Origin of the sequence: Enteractinococcus coprophilus (assembly GCF_006716305.1) — a bacterium.
Classification (GTDB): domain Bacteria; phylum Actinomycetota; class Actinomycetes; order Actinomycetales; family Micrococcaceae; genus Yaniella; species Yaniella coprophila.
Genome location: NZ_VFOU01000002.1, coordinates 154,734 through 171,322 on the forward strand (window position 1 = coordinate 154,734; position 16,589 = coordinate 171,322).

Consider the following 16,589-nt stretch of genomic DNA (forward strand, 5'->3'; position numbering starts at 1 on the left):
GATGGCCATGACTGCGACCCCTGAACAGCAACGAAAACTGCTCGATCTGCAATCACTGGATAGCCAGTTGAGTCGGGTCCGTACCCAAATCGACAACATCCCGCATGACGAACAACTTCACGCGTTGCGACAGGGTGGAGCGGCAGCCGTGGAGCGCGCGAAAGCTGCTCAGGCGCGAGTTACCGAACACGAAACTGCAGCGCAGGAAGCCGAACGTGTGGTTGCTGAAACGACGACACGACGTGATGGCATGCAAGCCAAGCTGGACGCGGATCAAGTCTCATCCCGTGACGTTCAAGCCGTGACCATGGAAACCGCTGAGTTGACGATACGCATCGCCCACCTTGAAGACGCACAGCTCGAGGCCTTGCAGACTCTTGAAGAGTCCCAGGCGGCACTCGAGCTGACGCAAGCACAAATCGCTGAAGCACAGCAAGCGGTCAACGTCCGGATCGCTACACTCAATGAGCAAGGTCAGCAGTTGTCCTTGCAAGGTAAAGAGCTCACCGCCGAGCGGGATCTCATGATCCAAGAGCTACCCGAAGAGCTCGTGGCCGAATATGAACGGGTACGCGACCGGAACCAGGGAATTGGCGCAATTGAGCTGACCGCCGAAGGGCTATCGGGTGCGGGTCTGCCGCTGGCGCCAGCTGAACTGGCCGAGATCAAAAACACCCCCGCCAATGAATTGGCCTATTGCCCTGATACCGGCGCGATCATGGTGCGCAGCAGATTAATTCAACATCACACGCAATGATGCTGCTTTACGGTTCGTCGGGGGCACGAGCTCGACCTTATACAGCCCGCTGACGGCCTCGGTGACCTGATCCAGGGAGGAAATCGGACTGCGTGCGTGTTCCTGCAACAACCGCCGTGCAACATACCCGCGAGCTTGTTTCGCCCAATGCGAGACCACTTTGAGTTCACCATTGACCCGCTGGAACACATCGATGGTCACGGTGAATAACGGAGGACTCTTCCAAAACGGCCGATACGTTGTCGAGCGGCAATCGATCACCGGTCCAGAAGCAAAACCGGCCAGCTGATCTGTGAGCCGCTCCCGCCACCAAGTACCCATGGGGCCGAAACCTGGAAGTTTTGCCGTGGCAGGGAAGCGATAGGCCGGGATCGCATCGGATAGTCGAGTCACACCAAACAGTGCCGAAAACACCAAGGTGACATCGTCGTCGACATGATCCAACGTCGCATAATCCAACGCGTCGAATAACACTCCGGTGTAGACCTGGAATCCCGGTGCGGTCGGGGCGTCCAAGATGTGCTGATTTGCTGCGACCTCGTGCTGCAGGGACTTGCCCACGTTGAGTTTTTCATGGGCGTTCGGCAGGCTCGACGTCACCTGGAGCTCTTGTAAAACGGTCCGGCGTTCCCCGGACATCTCGGGGAAGAGCAGGTCATTGAAATCTAAGGGCTTACCGGTTTCAGGTGGGGTCTTACCTTCGGACGGAGGTAACAAAATCAGCATGAGCGTCAGTTTAGTAGTTCCGATTACGTATGCTGACCAATCTTGGCTAAAATGAGATGTTCGGGATGGAGCTGCGGATGATCGCGACTTACGTCGAGGAAAGTCCGGACACCACAGGGCAGGATGGTGGGTAACACCCACTCGGAGCAATCCGCAGGCCAGTGCCACAGAAAGTAGACCGCCCCAGGTGCTGGGGTAAGGGTGAAAGGGTGGAGTAAGAGACCACCAGCGGGCGTGGTGACACGCTCGGCTCGGTAAACCCCATCCGGTGCAAGATCAAGCAGAACACGTTATGAGGCGGCCCGCCCAGTGTTCGGGTTGATCGCTTGAGTCCCGCGGCGACGCGGTGACCAGATAGATGATCATCACCCGGATGAGGAATCGTTCGGGCACAGAATCCGGCTTATAGCACTCCATCCCGTTTAAGCTTCCCCGGCTCGTGAAAGAACACAGTGTCCCAGTCTCAAAAAAGCTCACTCTTAACCAAGCTGCCCTTGCCGATCCTGATCCTAGTGGTCGGCATTTACTTCGTAGCGACCTACGTGTTTCCAACGGAACAAGAACAACACTACGTTCCGCAAGAAGGCACCGCGTTAGAACAGCTCGAGACACTGGAGATTAAAGGTCGTGCCCCGAAAACCGGCTACAGCCGGGACCAGTTTGGCAACGGTTGGTTGGACCCGGATGGCAATGGCTGCGACGGGCGCAATGACGTCCTGCAGCGCGACCTCGACAATGCGACACTGGCTGACAACGGATGCACCGTGCTTAGCGGCGTGCTGGATGACCCCTTCACCGGGGAGACCATCAACTTCTTGCGCGGCCCAGGAACCTCATCGGACGTACAGATCGATCACGTGGTAGCGCTGTCAGATTCCTGGCAGAAAGGCGCCCAGGAGCTTTCGGAAGAACAGCGCAAGCGGTTTGCCAACGATCCGCTGAACCTGTTGGCCGTAGATGGTCCTGCGAATCAGCAAAAATCGGATGCCGATGCGGCCACGTGGCTGCCGCCGAACAAAGCGTTCCGCTGCGAATTTGTGGCAATCCAAACCGCAGTCAAGGCCAAATACGACCTGTGGATCACGCAGGCGGAATACGATGCCATCCGAAACGTGTTACATGAGTGTCCCACCCAGTCCGTTTACACCACGGAAGATGAGCTGCCGGTTCTTCGCCAGTAGCGGCAGAATTATAGACGGCAACATAAAACAGGTATCCTGTGGCGTGTAAACGCTAAGATGGGAATGTTTTCCATAAGGATGGCTTCTCCGCCATTCGCACACTCTGCAGAAAAGGACCACATCGTGGCAGATATCACCGCCAGCACGCAGGAGACTCTACAACAGTGGAGCGAACGTGAACAGTTGGCTGAGCAAATGGTTCCGATTATTGGTTCGTTGTACCGCAACAACAATGTCGTGGTTTCCATTTACGGTCGAAGCCTCGTCCACACCTCGGTAGTCGACATTCTCAAAGCTCACCGCTTTGCTCGTCAGGTCGATGAAAACATCCTGCCGGTTGAAGATTCTTTTGCCATCTTGCAGGCGATGTCAGAGCTCAACCTGGGCGCTGGCTCGGTTGATCTGGCTCGTATGGTCAACAAATTCCGCGAAAACGGCGGTGATGTCAAAGACTTCGTTCGCACTGAACTAGCCGACATCGTCGATAAAAACGGTGAAGGCCTTGGCGAATCCACCGATATCGTGCTCTACGGTTTCGGTCGCATCGGTCGTCTGCTCGCCCGCATTCTGCTCGATGGTGCCGGCGGCGGTACTAAACTGCGTCTGCGCGCCATCGTAGTCCGTCGCAACTCAGAAGATGATATTCACAAACGCGCATCTATGCTGCGTCGCGACTCGGTCCACGGTGCATTCAACGGCACCATCGAAGTCGATGATCAAGCCAACACCATCACCGCTAACGGCACCCAAATCCAGGTGATTTATGCCTCGAACCCAGCCGAAATCGACTACACCGAATATGGCATCAACAACGCCATCGTGATTGACAATACCGGTGTCTGGCGCGATGAAGAAGGCTTGGGCCAGCACCTGCAGGCCAAAGGCACTTCCAAGGTCATTCTGACCGCCCCAGGTAAAGGCAACCTGAAGAACATTGTTTACGGTGTCAACTCCGATGACATCACCGCAGAAGACACCATCCTGACCGCGGCCTCCTGTACTACCAACGCGATCACCCCGGTCCTCAAGGTCATCAACGATGAGTACGGCATTCACCACGGTCACGTCGAAACCGTACACGCCTACACCAACGACCAGAACCTGATCGACAACTTCCACAAGGGCTCCCGCCGTGGACGCGCAGCCGCCCTGAACATGGTGCTGACCGAAACCGGTGCAGCAACCGCCGTAGCCAAAGCACTGCCAGAGCTCTCCGGCAAACTCTCGGGCAACGCAATCCGCGTACCAACCCCGAACGTGTCGATGGCCATCTTGAACCTACAGCTCGACGGTCAGACCTCCAAGGATGAGATCAATGCTCGTCTGCGTCAGGAATCCCTGACCGGTGACTTGAGCAAACAGATCGACTACATCTACTCCCACGATGCAGTCTCCACCGACTTTGTTGGCTCCGAGCGCGCCGGTGTGGTCGATGGTCTTGCCACCATCGTCAATGAAGGCTCCAACGGCGGATCCAACCTGATCCTCTACGTCTGGTACGACAACGAATTCGGGTACTCAACCCAGGTTGTTCGCGCTGTTGAGAAAATGGCTGGCGAAAACATTCCAGTTTTCCCAAAGAGCCAGTTAGCTGCTACCGCTAAAGCCTAAACGCTAACTTTACGAAAATGAGGCCGTCCAATGGGCGGCCTCATTTTCTTGGGCGCATTTGCACGCCAAGAATCCATCCATTGCCTCCTAGACACCACCAACATACGAAGCTTGAGCCAGACTCAAGCATCGAGAAAAACTCACATGCTAAAAGAGATATCCGAGCGTACGTCGAAACGACGGATTGCTCAAAACCTCCCCGAACGTCGCTACCGCCCTGAACTGCACGGTGTTCGTGGTCTCGCCATACTCGGGGTGGTCCTCTTCCATCTCTTCGGACAAGGACGCGTCTCAGGCGGAATAGATATTTTCCTGACTATTTCAGGATTTCTTTTCACCGCGATGCTAATGCGCGAAGTGACCGAAAAGGGCGGGGTCATAAACTTTGCCCGTTACTTCGGGCGGCTATTCCGCCGGATCTTTGTGCCAGCTGCTATCGTCATTGTCGTGACCGTAGCAGTCGGGCTGCTAATCTTTCCGCCGGCTCAACACGCTCAAGTCTGGACCGAGGCACTGGCCTCGCTGCTCTACTTCGAAAACATCGAACTCATCCGTTCTCACCTGGCTTACGAAGCTGCTAGCCAGGATGTGTCAACGTTCCAACACTTTTGGTCGCTGTCAGTCCAAGGGCAGTTCTATTTGGTGATGCCGTTTATTGCCGTGGGAGCATACTTGCTGGCTCGACGCCTGAAGACTTCCGCTACCACGGTCATGGGGTGGACCCTCGTGGCGGTTCTTGTCGCCTCGCTCGCCTTCGCTGTCTACGTGGGCTCTTACGCCCAAGACGAGGCCTACTTGATGACTCGCACCCGTGTGTGGCAGTTCGCTTTCGGTGGCCTCCTTGCTCTGCTCATCGACCGGATCCGCTTATCGAGCACCGTTCGGTTCGTCTTAGGTTACGTCGGCCTGCTGTCGATAGCGCTTGTGGGGTTTCTCGTCGACGGTGCCCAACACTTCCCGGGCCCCTTAGCACTCTGGCCGTTATTCGGCTTTGCGTTCGTGCTCCTTGCCGCACCTGATACTGCCGATCAGGAGGCTGAACCATGGTCCGCCCCACACCTGCTATCCAATCGTGTCTTCGCCTGGATTGGGGATCACGCTTACGGCCTCTACCTGTGGCATTGGCCGCTACTCATCTTCTATCTTGCGCTCCGTGACCGTGCCACTATAGGCATCCGCGGTGCAGCTGTCATCTTTGTGGGCTCTCTGGTCCTTGCCATGGTCATGCATGAACTTGTAGAAAAACCTCTCGACCGAATAGGAAAACAACGTCGAGGCGCGAAACTCGACTGGGCCTCTCTCAGCGCAGGGGTGACGGCCATGGTCGTTGGTGTGCTGATTGCGTTCCCACAGATTCCTCAGCAGGGCGATCTCACCGCAAGCGCGTTAGAGATTAATACTGAGACGCATCCGGGGGCTCTCAGCATCAGCCATGACCTACCGGTCGGCGAGGCAGAGCCGATCCCTGAGGTCACCGAACTTCACCGCAAGCTACCGGAATACCGACTTCGAGGATGCGAACAAACTGGCGGAGATGCACCAGGCACCGATGAGGTCACCGTGTGCGATGATCCAGACGCGCCAGCCAACCCCACTGCACGGGTCGTCCTGGCTGCGGGCTCCCACGCGGGACAGTGGGAAGATGCCGTGCGTACCATTGGGAGAAGCTACGACTGGGAAGTCTTGGTCGTCGTGAAGTCAGGCTGCGTACTGCGAGACGAGGCCGAGCCTGAAAGTCCAATGTGCCAAGCTTGGAACGAGAACTTTATCGACTGGCTTGGCGAACACGAAGTCGATCTGGTGATCACACCGGGCACACGAATCTTTTCCCATGGTGAGACTATTCCTGAAGGTGCCCAAACACGCTGGGAAGAGATCACTCAGCACGATGTTGATCTCTTGCTCATCCGCGGGACCCCTCGACCACGCGGCGGCGGTGCGAAATGTGTGCAATCGGAAAGACCGGTTGAAGAATGTGGCACTTCGGCGGGGCATGTTGGAGAACCAAGCACCCTGCTCAGTATGGACCTTCCAGCTCGTACCGAAACCATCGACCTCAACCCTGCAATCTGCCCCAATATTGAGGAAGGCCCCGATGCCTGGTGCCCGGCGCTGACAGGCAACGTCTATGTTTGGCGTGACGATTCGCATTTGTCTCGGGAGTACGTGACGACTCTCGCGCCAGCTTTCGAACATGCAATGCGAACAGTCTTCCCGAAGTATTTCGACTAAGGCGAGCACAACGAAAAAACCTTGGACCGCCGACATCGGGGTCCAAGGTTTTTCTCGTGGTATTCTTTAGTATTCTGCCGTTTTAGACTCGTCGTCTTCGTCGTGGCCGAAGGGGTCGGTGTCTTCTCCGGGAATCCAGGTGTTACCTGCGGTCGTCCAGCCTTGTTTGCGGAGTTCTTTCTTCCAGCGCTTGGCCCAACGCGGATTCAACCGGTTGACGTATAGGGTGGCGTTGAGGTGATCGAACTCATGCTGCAGAATCCGGGCAAACCAGCCGTGCGCCTCAAAATCGATCTCGTTGCCCTCGACATCAAAACCTTGCAGGCGCACGTGATCTGCGCGCTTCAGCGGATACCCCAGCCCCGGCACGGACAGGCATCCTTCGGTCTCAGTTTCCGGATCGGGATCTTCCTGTGAGACTTTGCCCAGTAGCGTGAGCACCGGGTTGAGCACTTCGCCCTGCTGTGGCGCATCACCGGTGTGCTCAAAACCCCATGTGAAAATGCGTAAGCCCGCGCCTACCTGCGGTGCTGCCAGTCCAACGCCGCGGGCGGCCTCCTGGGTGACGTGCATATCCGCTACGAGTTGGCGAACGTCGTCGTTAATTTCTTCGACCTCTGCGGCACGGTTGTGCAATACCGGATCGCCGTGGATGACGATCGGCAGGACTTTTCCTTCAAACGCCAATTACAACTCCACGATCTCAAATTCGAGCAGCTCAGAATCCGAGGCCACCGGCTGGCGCGGTTTGCCATCCTCTGATGCGTGGGCTGCCGCATTGCCACGAGAATCCCGCCAGGTTTCATAATCCTTGCGCGAGGCCCACTGGGTGTACACAAAGTACTGGGTGTTGTCGCCGGTGGGGCGCAACAGGTTGAAGCCCTCAAAGCCTGGAGCCGAATCGACTGCATGCTTGCGAGCCGCAAAGCGTGTCTCGAGCTCTTCGCCTTGACCTTCCGGAACGCTCAGCGCGTTAATAACCACAATCGACACGGGTGTCTCCTTCATCAAAAATCGGGTTCACGTCACCATATCCAGGATATCCTCAACCAGGATATGAAAGAGATGAAATGACGCAGAAACCACGGTTGTCAGCGGGGTTATTAACCCTGCTGGGAACGATCGCCACGATCGGTGCTTTCGCGACCGACATGTACCTGGCATCGTTTACTGACATTACCGAATCCCTTGGAGTCACACCAACCCAGGTGCAACTCACCCTGACAGCCTTCCTGGCTGGCCTGGGCATCGGGCAACTGGTGCTCGGCCCGGCGTCAGATAAATACGGCCGACGGCGCGTCATGCTCATCGCCCTGAGTATTTTTGCGCTGACATCGGTGGCACTGATCTTCACCCCGAATATTGAGTTCTTTGTGGGGGTCCGCTTTCTCCAGGGCCTTGGTGGGGCCGCCGGGGGAGTCCTGGGCCGGGCGATTGCCGTGGACCTGTCAGACGGGGCCACCGCGGTTCGCGCTCTGAGTCTGATTGCTACGGTCATTGGGCTTGGTCCGTTACTAGCGCCACCGATCGGAGGAGTTATTGCCACTTGGCTAGGATGGCGAGGCGTGCTGGCGGTACTGGCCGGGTTCGGCGTGATGTTGTGGGTGTTGGCCGTGGCGTTCGTTCCGGAATCGTTACCGCGAAGTCAGCGCACAACCGGACCGATTCTCGAGGCTTACGCTTCGATTCTGACGATCCTGAAGAAACCTGTGTTCCTGTTTTCGACTATCAGTTTTGCGTGCGGTTTCGGTGCGATGATGTCATATATCGCAGCTTCACCTTTTGTTGGGCAGTCTATTTTGGGGATGGGTCAAGTGCCCTATTCGTTGAGCTTCGCGCTGGCCGCCTCGGCCTTGATTTTTGCGAATCTGATCAATGCCCGGTTGGCTGTGGTCCGCGGACCGGAGACAATGTTTGGTGTCGGGTCGATGCTGTTAATCATGGCTGCAGCCGCGTTTGTCGTTCAGGTGGCCTCGGATGCTTTGACCATTCCCGGCTTTGTGTCCACTGCCTTCCTGCTGACCGCGGGAGCTGGCCTGACGATGTCTAATGCCAACGCCATTGGGTTAGCTGAAGCCACACCGTCGACGCGCGGTGCCGGCGCTGCAGTGATGGGTGCCGGCCAGTTTCTGCTGGCCACCGTTACGACACCGCTGGTCGGTGTGGCAGGGGAGACCTCGGCGGTCCCGATGGTCACCGTGATTGCAGTGTTGGTAGGTATATCGGTTGCGGCAGCGGTTGCCGTCCGCTTGCTGCTGGGTGCCCGCTAACCTGTAACCTGGGAAATTTCGCTACTACTGTTGGCCAAGGGCCTGGGCGGTATCGGTGAAGAACCCCAGGATCTGTGCGGTGGCCTCGGAGTTCAGCTGGGCATCCAGGGAAGAGTTCAGCGATGCCGCAAGCAGGCGTTTCGAGGCCGTAATAGCGTAAGGCTCAAACGTTCCGATGTGCTCGCCCATGGCCTGGGCCGCTGAGACGACGTCGTCTTCAATAGCGGTGACCAGCCCAAGATTCAGAGCTTGTTCGGCGTTGTATTCACGACAGTTCAGAATCATATCGGTGGCTTTGGGGAGCCCAATGATTCGCGGCAGGAACCAGGATAGTCCTAGGTCGCCACCGGAGATCCCCAGCTTGACGAACGGCGCGGAGAATACGGCGTGCGGTGCGGCCAGCCGAATATCGCACGCGGCAGCGAAGGACAGTCCGGCACCAATGGCATACCCGTTGACTGCGGCAATCGTAGGTTGACTCACCCGCGCCAGGGTGCGGATGAACTCAGTCGCGTAGCTCAGTGCTTTGGAGAGTCGATTTGCCGGATTCGTCTCCTGGCTCCAGGGCATGTCGTCCCCGGCATCAAACGGCGTCTTCAAATCCAATCCGGCACTGAAAGCCTGGCCTGCACCGGTGAGCACAATGACTTTGACCTCGGGATTATCGGCCAGCTCTTGGATGCCAGCTTCCCATTCGGTTAACACTTTTGCCGTGATGGAATTGAAAGATTCCGGACGGTTCAGCGTAGCGGTTCCGACACCGTTGTGTACGGAGAGTTGAATCGACATATGCCTTCCTCTGTTTGGTCGCGATAGCAAGCGCCTGACGACACTGGCTGTGAGCCACAATACATGCCGTTTTGCGCAGTGAGGACGATCGACAAGCCTGCAGTCGGCAGTGAGTCGCCAGATCAGCATGGATCGGCTTCGTCCTGGAGTGCTTCCACAGTGAAGGATGTCACTTTATTTAGACGTCAACGAATTATGGCAAATTCAAACTGCCTGTATGTACCGTGAGATAACGATGAAGCAGCTTTGCTTTGGTGAAGCTCTTATCTCAAGTAACTGACATAAGTAGAATAATCACCATCAACATAACCATGTTGGTGGGTCGAACTTCCCCTATCAAGGAGGAACGATGGGTTTTATTGGATGGATAGTTCTAGGCCTCATTGCAGGCGCGATTGCCAAGGCCATCATGCCGGGTGATCAAGGTGGCGGTTGGCTAGCCACACTGCTGCTTGGCGTCGTTGGCGCCGTAGTCGGCGGCTGGCTGGGATCGCTTATCTTCGATGTTGGAGTTGATGAGTTCTGGTCAATATCCACCTGGCTCCTTGCAATCGGTGGGGCGCTCATTGTCCTATTTATCTGGGGTCTCATTACACGAAAACGGGCCTAACCCCGCCCATCACATAACCAAAAAGATCGGTATGAACACCCAAAGTTCATACCGATCTTTTTGTTGTCTTCACCTGGAAAACCGGATCTGACTCGAAGAGTTGAACAATCACACGCCATTATGGTGGACGCTCGACATGCACATTTTCACGGCCGCGCTCGGTTCCCTGAGCTACCTCATGTTCACTGCAGTCCATTCCCGTACAACGTGTCATAAAGCTGGTCTGACAGTGAATCGGTTGGGGAAATACTGTGCTCTTGACTGGACAAGCGAGGCAAACATACGCTGCGAATACCTCTGGATGGCGGGACTCACGACCGGGAGCGCACCGTTAGTCGAGACTATAGGAAGTAGGCAGCCGACATGCTCACTGTCACCAATCACGACGAAGTCTTATTGCCCGATTCTTCAACGGGACTCTTTACCGGAGCCGACCATCAGGCGGACGTATCGTTCTTCTGGGTCAATGCGGCCCCGGGAAAGGGACCCGAGTTTCATTGGCATCCTTATGCCGAAACCTGGGTGGTGCTGCAGGGGGAGGTGCTCATTGAAACCCAAGACGAACAACTCGCCGCGAACCCGGGTGATATCGTGACGGTTTCGGCTGAAACGGTACATCGTTTCCGTAACCGGGGCCAGACTAATCTACGTATGATCTGCATTCACCCATCGCCCACGATCATTGAAGAGTTCATATAGCCGCAATATAAAAACCAGCCGGTGTGAAAGCACTCTTCTTGGCGCATAAGCCGAAACAAAAGATCCCTGTGAACGTGAATTGTTCACAGGGATCTATACCGGGTGAGTGACGGGGATTGAACCCGCGACCTTCTGGACCACAACCAGACGCTCTGCCGACTGAGCTACACCCACCATAACGAGTTGCCCTCGCAAAGGTGATTGCCATCAGGCAACGCGTTTTACTATAGCCCAGATTTTTTGATTTGCCTAATCGGTGTCCTGCACAAGTTCAGACTCAACGTATAGGACGAGCTCGTCGCGTACTTTCCGCGCCTCATCGACGTTGGGGCCCGGGGGAGGGACCATGATCGCTTCGCGGTAGTAACGCAATTCGTTAATTGAGTCGGTGATATCGCCCAACGCTCGGTGGTTACCTAACTTCTCCGGAGATTTTTCATAGGCGTGTGGGTACCAACGCTTTGCGAGTTCTTTGATTGAGGAAACATCAACGATCCGATAGTGCAAGTGAGCTGCCAGCTGGGGCATTTCCTCCAAGAGGAACCGTTGGTCTTGTCCCACGGTGTTTCCCGCCAAGAGGGCAGTGCGTGGTTCCGGGCAGAATTTTTTGACGTATCCTAACAATTGCTGTTCGGCTTCTTCAGCGCTCACCCCGTGTTCCCACTGTTCAGCCAGGCCGTTTTCGGCGTGCATCGCCACGACCACCGGATCCATCTGCTCCACGGCTGCTGCCGGAGGCTTGATAATGATGTCGATGCCCTTGTCCAGAATGTTCAAATCCGCATCGGTGATGATGATCGCGACTTCTACCAGCGCATCCACGCCGGGATAGAGGCCGGTCATCTCAGCGTCTAACCACACGAGGTTACGGTCCGGGTCTTTAGAGGCCGCAGAAGCCGGCTCGAAGGGTTGGGGTGTTGTGGTGTCCAAGATATTTCTCCTTGCTCCAGGTGTCGATGTTTAGCCTACCGATGTCCGGTGATACATTTATCCCCAACGTCATTGATATCAAACTGATCCATTGAAAGCTGTTGATGACCACCTTGGAAAATGCCCAACGGGGCACAACAATGCATGCCTGGCCCGCAATTGTCGTCGGGTTTTTGGGGTCGTTGATTCTTTCGATTGGATCCTGGTCTGTCGGGTGGGTCGCCCCAAACTCGGGCATTAACTCTGCCACCTGGCTGGCACCATTCCGCACGACCGAACTCGGGGTGACCACCGGGACCATCATGCTTACGGTCGGGGCTTGGGGCATGATCTGGGGTTGGTTGCGACTGGGGCGGGTACTGCGCCGTCCGGCACGGAATTTTAAGGGCAAATACGAATTCCCGCCCGATAGTATGCGCACTATCAACTGGGCGGTGGGGATTTGGTCACTGCCGCAATTATTTGCGCTCACGATTTTCTCGCGTGACATGCTGGCCTACCTGAACCAGGGCCGCCAGGTGTTAGCGGGCCAGAACCCCTATGAACTGGGCATTTCGAATCTGCCCAACTGGTTCCAATTAGGCACCGATACGATGTGGGCCGAAGATGCCACCCCGTATGGTCCGATGTTTTTGTGGATCGAAGGGGCCATCGTGGGGATCACCGGGGTTGGACAGCCCGATATTGCGATCTTCATGTTCCGGCTCGTCTCGCTGCTCGGCGTGGCGATGATCATGTACTACGTGCCCAAACTGGCCGAAATGCAGGGGTGGGATCCGGCTCGAGCCCAGTGGATTTCGGCGGCCAACCCGCTGTTTATCATTTCATTTGTGGCCTCGGGTCACAACGACTCGCTGATGGTTGGTTTCATGGTGGCCGCGATCTTCGCGGTCTGGCGCGGCCACGGGGTGCTGGCCGTATTGATGATGAGCCTGTCGATCGGTATGAAGGTCATCTCAATTGTGCTGCTGCCGTTCATCGGCCTGTGGTGGGCCGGGCGCAACGCTTCGAAACTCAAGGTCTTCTGGTACTGGTGCATCACCCTAGGGCTCACCGTGGCGATCATGCTGACGGTCGGGTGGATCAACGGTTACGGGCTGGACTGGGTCAAAGTCATTGCGGGCACCGGCTCCATCTGGAGCTGGTGGTCACCGATCGGAGCCGGGGGAGAACTGCTACGCGTTGCCGTGGTCGAATTAGGCCTTGGCGACGGCGAGTGGGTCATGCCCACCGTCCGACTGGCCGGCCGCCTACTGTCCGTGGTCATCGTATTAGTGCTGATGTTCGCGGGCACTTATGACCAAATTCTTGCACGGGCCACCTGGTCGTTTGCTGCGATCGTGGTGCTGTCACCGGTTATCCACCCCTGGTATCTACTGTGGTTGTTACCGCTGTTTGTCATGCTGGGCATCAAATCGAACTGGCAGCTGCGCTGGGTGATTTTCACCGTCGCGTTTTTCACCGCCTACGGGGCCGGCGACCAACTCTACGTTTGGCAATTCTTAGAACTGGGTAATGCCATGCAAGCCCTGTCCTGGGGGTTATCGATCCTGTTGGCAATCTGGGTCCTCTACTATGACCCGTGGACCTCGCCGATGTTCAAAAACCAATGGCATCTGCGCCAAACCTGGTGGCGCATGGTGCTGGCCTATCAGCGCTGGAAACGTTCACGCAGCCAAGCGGGCCAGTGATGTTTAAACGGTTTGTCCCTTCCAGAATCGACACCGACCCGGGCCACCACATCCGGGTCGGCCTCGCCGCGGCAATCATCATCATGATCGCCTCCTGGGGCGTCGGCTGGTTACCCCAAACCCAAAACTCCTGGTTCGCCGGCACCACCATTCTCAACCCCCTACGCTTCTGGACCCCGGGTGTCACCGTCTGCGCCGTCGCACTGGTCACCGGGGGACTGCTGTTGGTGCGTTCCTGGCTGCGCCTAGGCCAAGCGCTGCAACTGCCCTACACCACCGGTGCCGGCGAAAACACCGTCGGCAGCGTCAAAGAAGCTGCACGCACCGTTCGCATCAACGACCACAAACTTGCCGTCATCAACCGGGCCATCATCTACTGGACCGTCCCCCTGATTTTCGCCTTCCCGATCATGTCCCGCGACGTGTATTCCTACCTGGCCCAGGGACGCCTCCTACACGCCGGGCTCGACCCCTATGGCGAAGGCGTGTCCTCACTGCCCGGCTGGTTCATGATCGGTGCCGACTCCTTATGGGCGCAATCCCCATCACCCTACGGGCCCGCGTTTTTGCTCATTTCACAACTCGTGTGGTTTGTGACCGACGGCGGCCCCGAATGGGCCATTTTGTGTTTTCGCGCCCTCTTTCTTGGCGGCATGGCCATGTGCATGTGGGCCATCCCGCGCCTGGCCCGACGCTTCGGCGCCCGCGGCGACTGGGCCCAGTGGATCTTCATCGCCAACCCACTGTTCGGCCTCTACATGATCGCTGGCGCCCACAACGACACCTTGATGCTCGGTCTGCTGCTCACCGGCTTGTATTTCGTCAACCCGCACTGGACGCCAACAGAAAACCGCCGACGCCGCATTCTGTTCGGATTCATCCTGCTGGGCTGTTCGATCGCGATCAAACCTCTCACCGTGCTGGTCTTACCCTTCGCCGGCATGCTGTTACTCTGGCGACCCGATAGCAACATCTCCTACCGCGCGCGCATTGCCGTCTGGTTCAAATCCGTACTCGCCGTGGGCTTGTTGCTAATAGGATTTGGCGCCATCACCGGCCTGTGGTTCGGCTGGATCCCGGCCATGATGACCTCCGGTTCTGCAGCCTTCCCTTATGCACCCTTCGGCCTGCTGGGCCTGGGCATCGGCTGGTTGGTGGATCTTATCTGGAACACGGGCATCGAACCCGCCGCGCAAGTCGTCTACAGTCTTGGCACTCTGACGATCGCTGCCGTCACCGCCTGGCTGGCCCTGCTACCAAAACCCAAACACCCGATTCTCTCGGCTGCCATAGCACTGACGACGGCGGTCCTGGCCGCCCCTGTCTTCCAGCCCTGGTATGTGTTGTGGGTGCTGCCGCTCTTTGCCGTGGCGGGTCGATGGCGCGGTTGGAGCTCCTCGCTGCTGTATCTACTCGTTGCCGTCCTGATTGTCGCTGGGGTGGTCGATCAACTGGCCGTCTCCCAATGGATCCCGCTGCTGTCCATACGCATTCTCACCGGAACCATCGGGCTCATTGGATTGGCTGTTCTTATATTCTTAGATCCGCTGACGCGCCGCGCATTTCCCCAAACCCGAAAAACGAGCCAATACGTCGCCTAGATTAGCGTGGCTTTAACTCGCCGCTGAGTTGTCGGGGTAGAAAACGCCACCAATCGCTTGCATCTGAATGTGAGCTCCATTACTATTTTATCTCACGTGTACATGAGGTATATATCTCTGAAATATCAGCTGGATTCTCCCGTCACTGAAACGCAGGTAGTAATGAACAACGCAACTGCTAGTACGACTTCGCCACAGGTCAGCAAACTCACTCCGCTCGACGAAGCTAGTTTCAAACCTATTCATCTGCTCGCCACCGTCTGTGTACTGGGTGGAGCATTTGTCGACGGTTATATCCTCGGCATTATTGGTCCAGGTCTCGTGCTGGGTCAGCCCGAACTCCAGCTTGGTCCACTCGCACAGGGCCTGATTGCTTCCAGTGCCTTAATCGGGGTATTCATCGGCGGGCTCATCTTTGGGTCCCTGGCCGACCGATTTGGTCGACGACCGGTCTTCTTTTGGAACCTTCTGGCCTTCGTTGCCCTGTCACTGCTGCAGCTTGTAACAGTTGGTGTATGGGATCTCGTATTGATCCGCCTGGCCCTTGGCCTGGCAATCGGTGTTGAATACGCGGTCGGTACTGCGGTCTTGGCAGAGTTTTCCCAGCGCAAAGGCCGCGGCGTTATCCTAGGCAACTTCGCAGTCTTCTGGATGATTGGCTTTGTGTGCGCATTCCTCGTGGGCGTTGTCTGGACGGGCGACAGCTGGCGCCTGCTGCTTGCAACAAGTGCTGTCCCGGCGTTCATCGTCTTCGTCCTACGGACGCGTCTGCCCGAGACGCCCATGTGGCTCAAGGCCAAGGGCCGTGTCGAAGAATCTGAAGCCGTAGTGCGCAAACACTATGGCGAGGGCTACTACATTCCAGAAGTCGTTCTCGACGAGCGTCAACCTTCGCTGAGAGAAATCTTTACCCGCGATACCTGGCGCAGTAGTGTGTACTCCGGCTTGTTCTGGTTCTGCCAGGTTGGGCCGTTCTTTGCGATTTTCACGTTCCTCACACCGGTGTTCGACAGTCTCGGCATTGAGCAGACCACAGGAACCGAAGTCGTGCTCAACTTGATCCAATTAGCTGGCGCAGGCTTTGGGCTGTTGCTGTTGCACTGGCTGAGTCGTCGAGGCTTCGTCATCCTGACGTTTGCGATTATTGCTTTGACGTTGATTGCGCTGGGCGTACTGCCTGGCACCAGCCAATGGGTCATCTTCCTGTTCGGGCTCTACCTCTTTATGGCTCCGGCGGCTAACAACATCCAATACGTGTATCCCAGTGAAATCTTTGACACACGGGTACGCGGGACAGGCATCGGATTCTCGGCGGCCTTCTCGAGAGTCTCGGCTGCTGCTGTGACGTACATGCTGCCCTGGCTGATGGCTCAATTCGGAGGCTCAGTCACCATGTTGATCATGGCGATCTTCCCAATCATTGGATTAGTGGCGTCGATAGCCTGGGCTCCTGAAACGAAAGAAACCTCGCTGACATAAACTACTCAAGCTT

At 56.6% G+C, this 16,589-nt stretch carries 15 protein-coding genes, 1 tRNA gene and 1 other RNA gene; 11 read left to right on the plus strand and 6 right to left on the minus strand.

Annotated features, from left to right (window positions below; all coding sequences use genetic code 11):
* Position 1: 1 nt before the first annotated feature.
* Entirely contained in the window at positions 2-757 is a 756-nt protein-coding gene (locus tag FB556_RS05475) for a zinc ribbon domain-containing protein (RefSeq protein WP_141865616.1), read from the plus strand.
* On the opposite strand, the gene FB556_RS05480 is transcribed toward FB556_RS05475, so the two are convergent.
* Positions 734-1,483: a YaaA family protein gene (locus FB556_RS05480; protein ID WP_141865618.1), complete on the minus strand. Its 750-nt coding sequence runs from the start codon at positions 1,481-1,483 to the stop codon at positions 734-736. The two genes, FB556_RS05475 and FB556_RS05480, sit on opposite strands and share 24 nt — an antisense overlap.
* Before the next feature lie 64 nt (positions 1,484-1,547).
* Here FB556_RS05480 and rnpB point away from each other — a divergent pair.
* The 4 genes from rnpB (at position 1,548) to FB556_RS05500 (ending at position 6,507) form a co-directional block, all read left to right on the plus strand.
* Positions 1,548-1,905: RNase P RNA component class A (gene rnpB / locus FB556_RS05485), an RNA gene on the plus strand.
* A 30-nt stretch (positions 1,906-1,935) separates the two neighbouring features.
* Positions 1,936-2,664 (plus strand): HNH endonuclease family protein, encoded by a 729-nt coding sequence (locus FB556_RS05490; protein WP_141865619.1) that lies wholly within the window; start codon positions 1,936-1,938, stop codon positions 2,662-2,664.
* 123 nt (positions 2,665-2,787) lie between these two features.
* Positions 2,788-4,275 carry a glyceraldehyde-3-phosphate dehydrogenase gene (locus FB556_RS05495; protein WP_246057236.1) on the plus strand — a complete coding sequence of 496 codons (1,488 nt, stop codon included), beginning with the start codon at positions 2,788-2,790 and terminating at the stop codon, positions 4,273-4,275.
* A 144-nt stretch (positions 4,276-4,419) separates the two neighbouring features.
* Positions 4,420-6,507, plus strand: coding sequence for an acyltransferase family protein (locus FB556_RS05500; RefSeq protein ID WP_170200384.1), 2,088 nt, complete (start codon positions 4,420-4,422; stop codon positions 6,505-6,507).
* 66 nt (positions 6,508-6,573) lie between these two features.
* On the opposite strand, the gene def is transcribed toward FB556_RS05500, so the two are convergent.
* Complete coding sequence (gene def / locus FB556_RS05505; protein WP_141865625.1) at positions 6,574-7,194, minus strand: peptide deformylase; 621 nt, start codon at positions 7,192-7,194, stop codon at positions 6,574-6,576.
* On the minus strand, positions 7,195-7,500 hold the full coding sequence (locus FB556_RS05510; RefSeq protein WP_141865627.1) for an antibiotic biosynthesis monooxygenase family protein: 306 nt from the start codon (positions 7,498-7,500) through the stop codon (positions 7,195-7,197).
* A gap of 77 nt (positions 7,501-7,577) precedes the next feature.
* Between FB556_RS05510 and FB556_RS05515 the strand changes: the two genes are divergently transcribed.
* Positions 7,578-8,777, plus strand: a complete 1,200-nt coding sequence (locus FB556_RS05515; RefSeq protein WP_141865629.1) for a Bcr/CflA family efflux MFS transporter — start codon at positions 7,578-7,580, stop codon at positions 8,775-8,777.
* A 24-nt stretch (positions 8,778-8,801) separates the two neighbouring features.
* On the opposite strand, the gene FB556_RS05520 is transcribed toward FB556_RS05515, so the two are convergent.
* The gene (locus FB556_RS05520; RefSeq protein ID WP_170200385.1) at positions 8,802-9,566 is read right to left on the minus strand and encodes an enoyl-CoA hydratase/isomerase family protein; all 765 of its coding nucleotides are present in this window, start codon (positions 9,564-9,566) and stop codon (positions 8,802-8,804) included.
* Positions 9,567-9,915: 349 nt separating this feature from the next.
* Between FB556_RS05520 and FB556_RS05525 the strand changes: the two genes are divergently transcribed.
* Positions 9,916-10,176 carry a GlsB/YeaQ/YmgE family stress response membrane protein gene (locus tag FB556_RS05525; protein WP_141865633.1) on the plus strand — a complete coding sequence of 87 codons (261 nt, stop codon included), beginning with the start codon at positions 9,916-9,918 and terminating at the stop codon, positions 10,174-10,176.
* Positions 10,177-10,539: 363 nt separating this feature from the next.
* On the plus strand, positions 10,540-10,875 hold the full coding sequence (locus FB556_RS05530; RefSeq protein WP_141865635.1) for a cupin domain-containing protein: 336 nt from the start codon (positions 10,540-10,542) through the stop codon (positions 10,873-10,875).
* 101 nt (positions 10,876-10,976) lie between these two features.
* On the opposite strand, the gene FB556_RS05535 is transcribed toward FB556_RS05530, so the two are convergent.
* Positions 10,977-11,049, minus strand: a tRNA-His gene (locus FB556_RS05535).
* Between the two features lie 75 nt (positions 11,050-11,124).
* Positions 11,125-11,808: an oligoribonuclease gene (orn, locus tag FB556_RS05540; RefSeq protein ID WP_379985311.1), complete on the minus strand. Its 684-nt coding sequence runs from the start codon at positions 11,806-11,808 to the stop codon at positions 11,125-11,127.
* Positions 11,809-11,909: 101 nt separating this feature from the next.
* On the opposite strand from orn, the gene mptB (FB556_RS05545) reads away from it, so the two are divergent.
* The 3 genes from mptB (FB556_RS05545) (at position 11,910) to FB556_RS05555 (ending at position 16,576) form a co-directional block, all read left to right on the plus strand.
* Entirely contained in the window at positions 11,910-13,496 is a 1,587-nt protein-coding gene (gene mptB / locus FB556_RS05545; RefSeq protein ID WP_141865636.1) for a polyprenol phosphomannose-dependent alpha 1,6 mannosyltransferase MptB, read from the plus strand.
* Positions 13,415-15,097 carry a polyprenol phosphomannose-dependent alpha 1,6 mannosyltransferase MptB gene (mptB, locus tag FB556_RS05550; RefSeq protein WP_141865638.1) on the plus strand — a complete coding sequence of 561 codons (1,683 nt, stop codon included), beginning with the start codon at positions 13,415-13,417 and terminating at the stop codon, positions 15,095-15,097. Before mptB (FB556_RS05545) ends, mptB (FB556_RS05550) begins: the two co-directional genes overlap by 82 nt.
* Before the next feature lie 162 nt (positions 15,098-15,259).
* Positions 15,260-16,576 carry an MFS transporter gene (locus FB556_RS05555; protein WP_141865640.1) on the plus strand — a complete coding sequence of 439 codons (1,317 nt, stop codon included), beginning with the start codon at positions 15,260-15,262 and terminating at the stop codon, positions 16,574-16,576.
* Positions 16,577-16,589 lie beyond the last annotated feature (13 nt).

What these genes read in the sequence shown, in the direction of transcription:
- FB556_RS05515 (WP_141865629.1), top strand. Translation starts at nt 7,578, where the DNA reads ATGACGCAGAAACCACGGTTGTCAGCGGGGTTATTAACCCTGCTGGGA.
- FB556_RS05500 (WP_170200384.1), top strand. Translation starts at nt 4,420, where the DNA reads ATGCTAAAAGAGATATCCGAGCGTACGTCGAAACGACGGATTGCTCAA.
- FB556_RS05475 (WP_141865616.1), top strand. Translation starts at nt 2, where the DNA reads ATGGCCATGACTGCGACCCCTGAACAGCAACGAAAACTGCTCGATCTG.
- FB556_RS05480 (WP_141865618.1), bottom strand. Translation starts at nt 1,483, where the DNA reads ATGCTGATTTTGTTACCTCCGTCCGAAGGTAAGACCCCACCTGAAACC.
- FB556_RS05555 (WP_141865640.1), top strand. Translation starts at nt 15,260, where the DNA reads ATGAACAACGCAACTGCTAGTACGACTTCGCCACAGGTCAGCAAACTC.
- FB556_RS05525 (WP_141865633.1), top strand. Translation starts at nt 9,916, where the DNA reads ATGGGTTTTATTGGATGGATAGTTCTAGGCCTCATTGCAGGCGCGATT.
- FB556_RS05520 (WP_170200385.1), bottom strand. Translation starts at nt 9,566, where the DNA reads ATGTCGATTCAACTCTCCGTACACAACGGTGTCGGAACCGCTACGCTG.
- FB556_RS05530 (WP_141865635.1), top strand. Translation starts at nt 10,540, where the DNA reads ATGCTCACTGTCACCAATCACGACGAAGTCTTATTGCCCGATTCTTCA.
- mptB (WP_141865636.1), top strand. Translation starts at nt 11,910, where the DNA reads ATGACCACCTTGGAAAATGCCCAACGGGGCACAACAATGCATGCCTGG.
- mptB (WP_141865638.1), top strand. Translation starts at nt 13,415, where the DNA reads ATGGCATCTGCGCCAAACCTGGTGGCGCATGGTGCTGGCCTATCAGCG.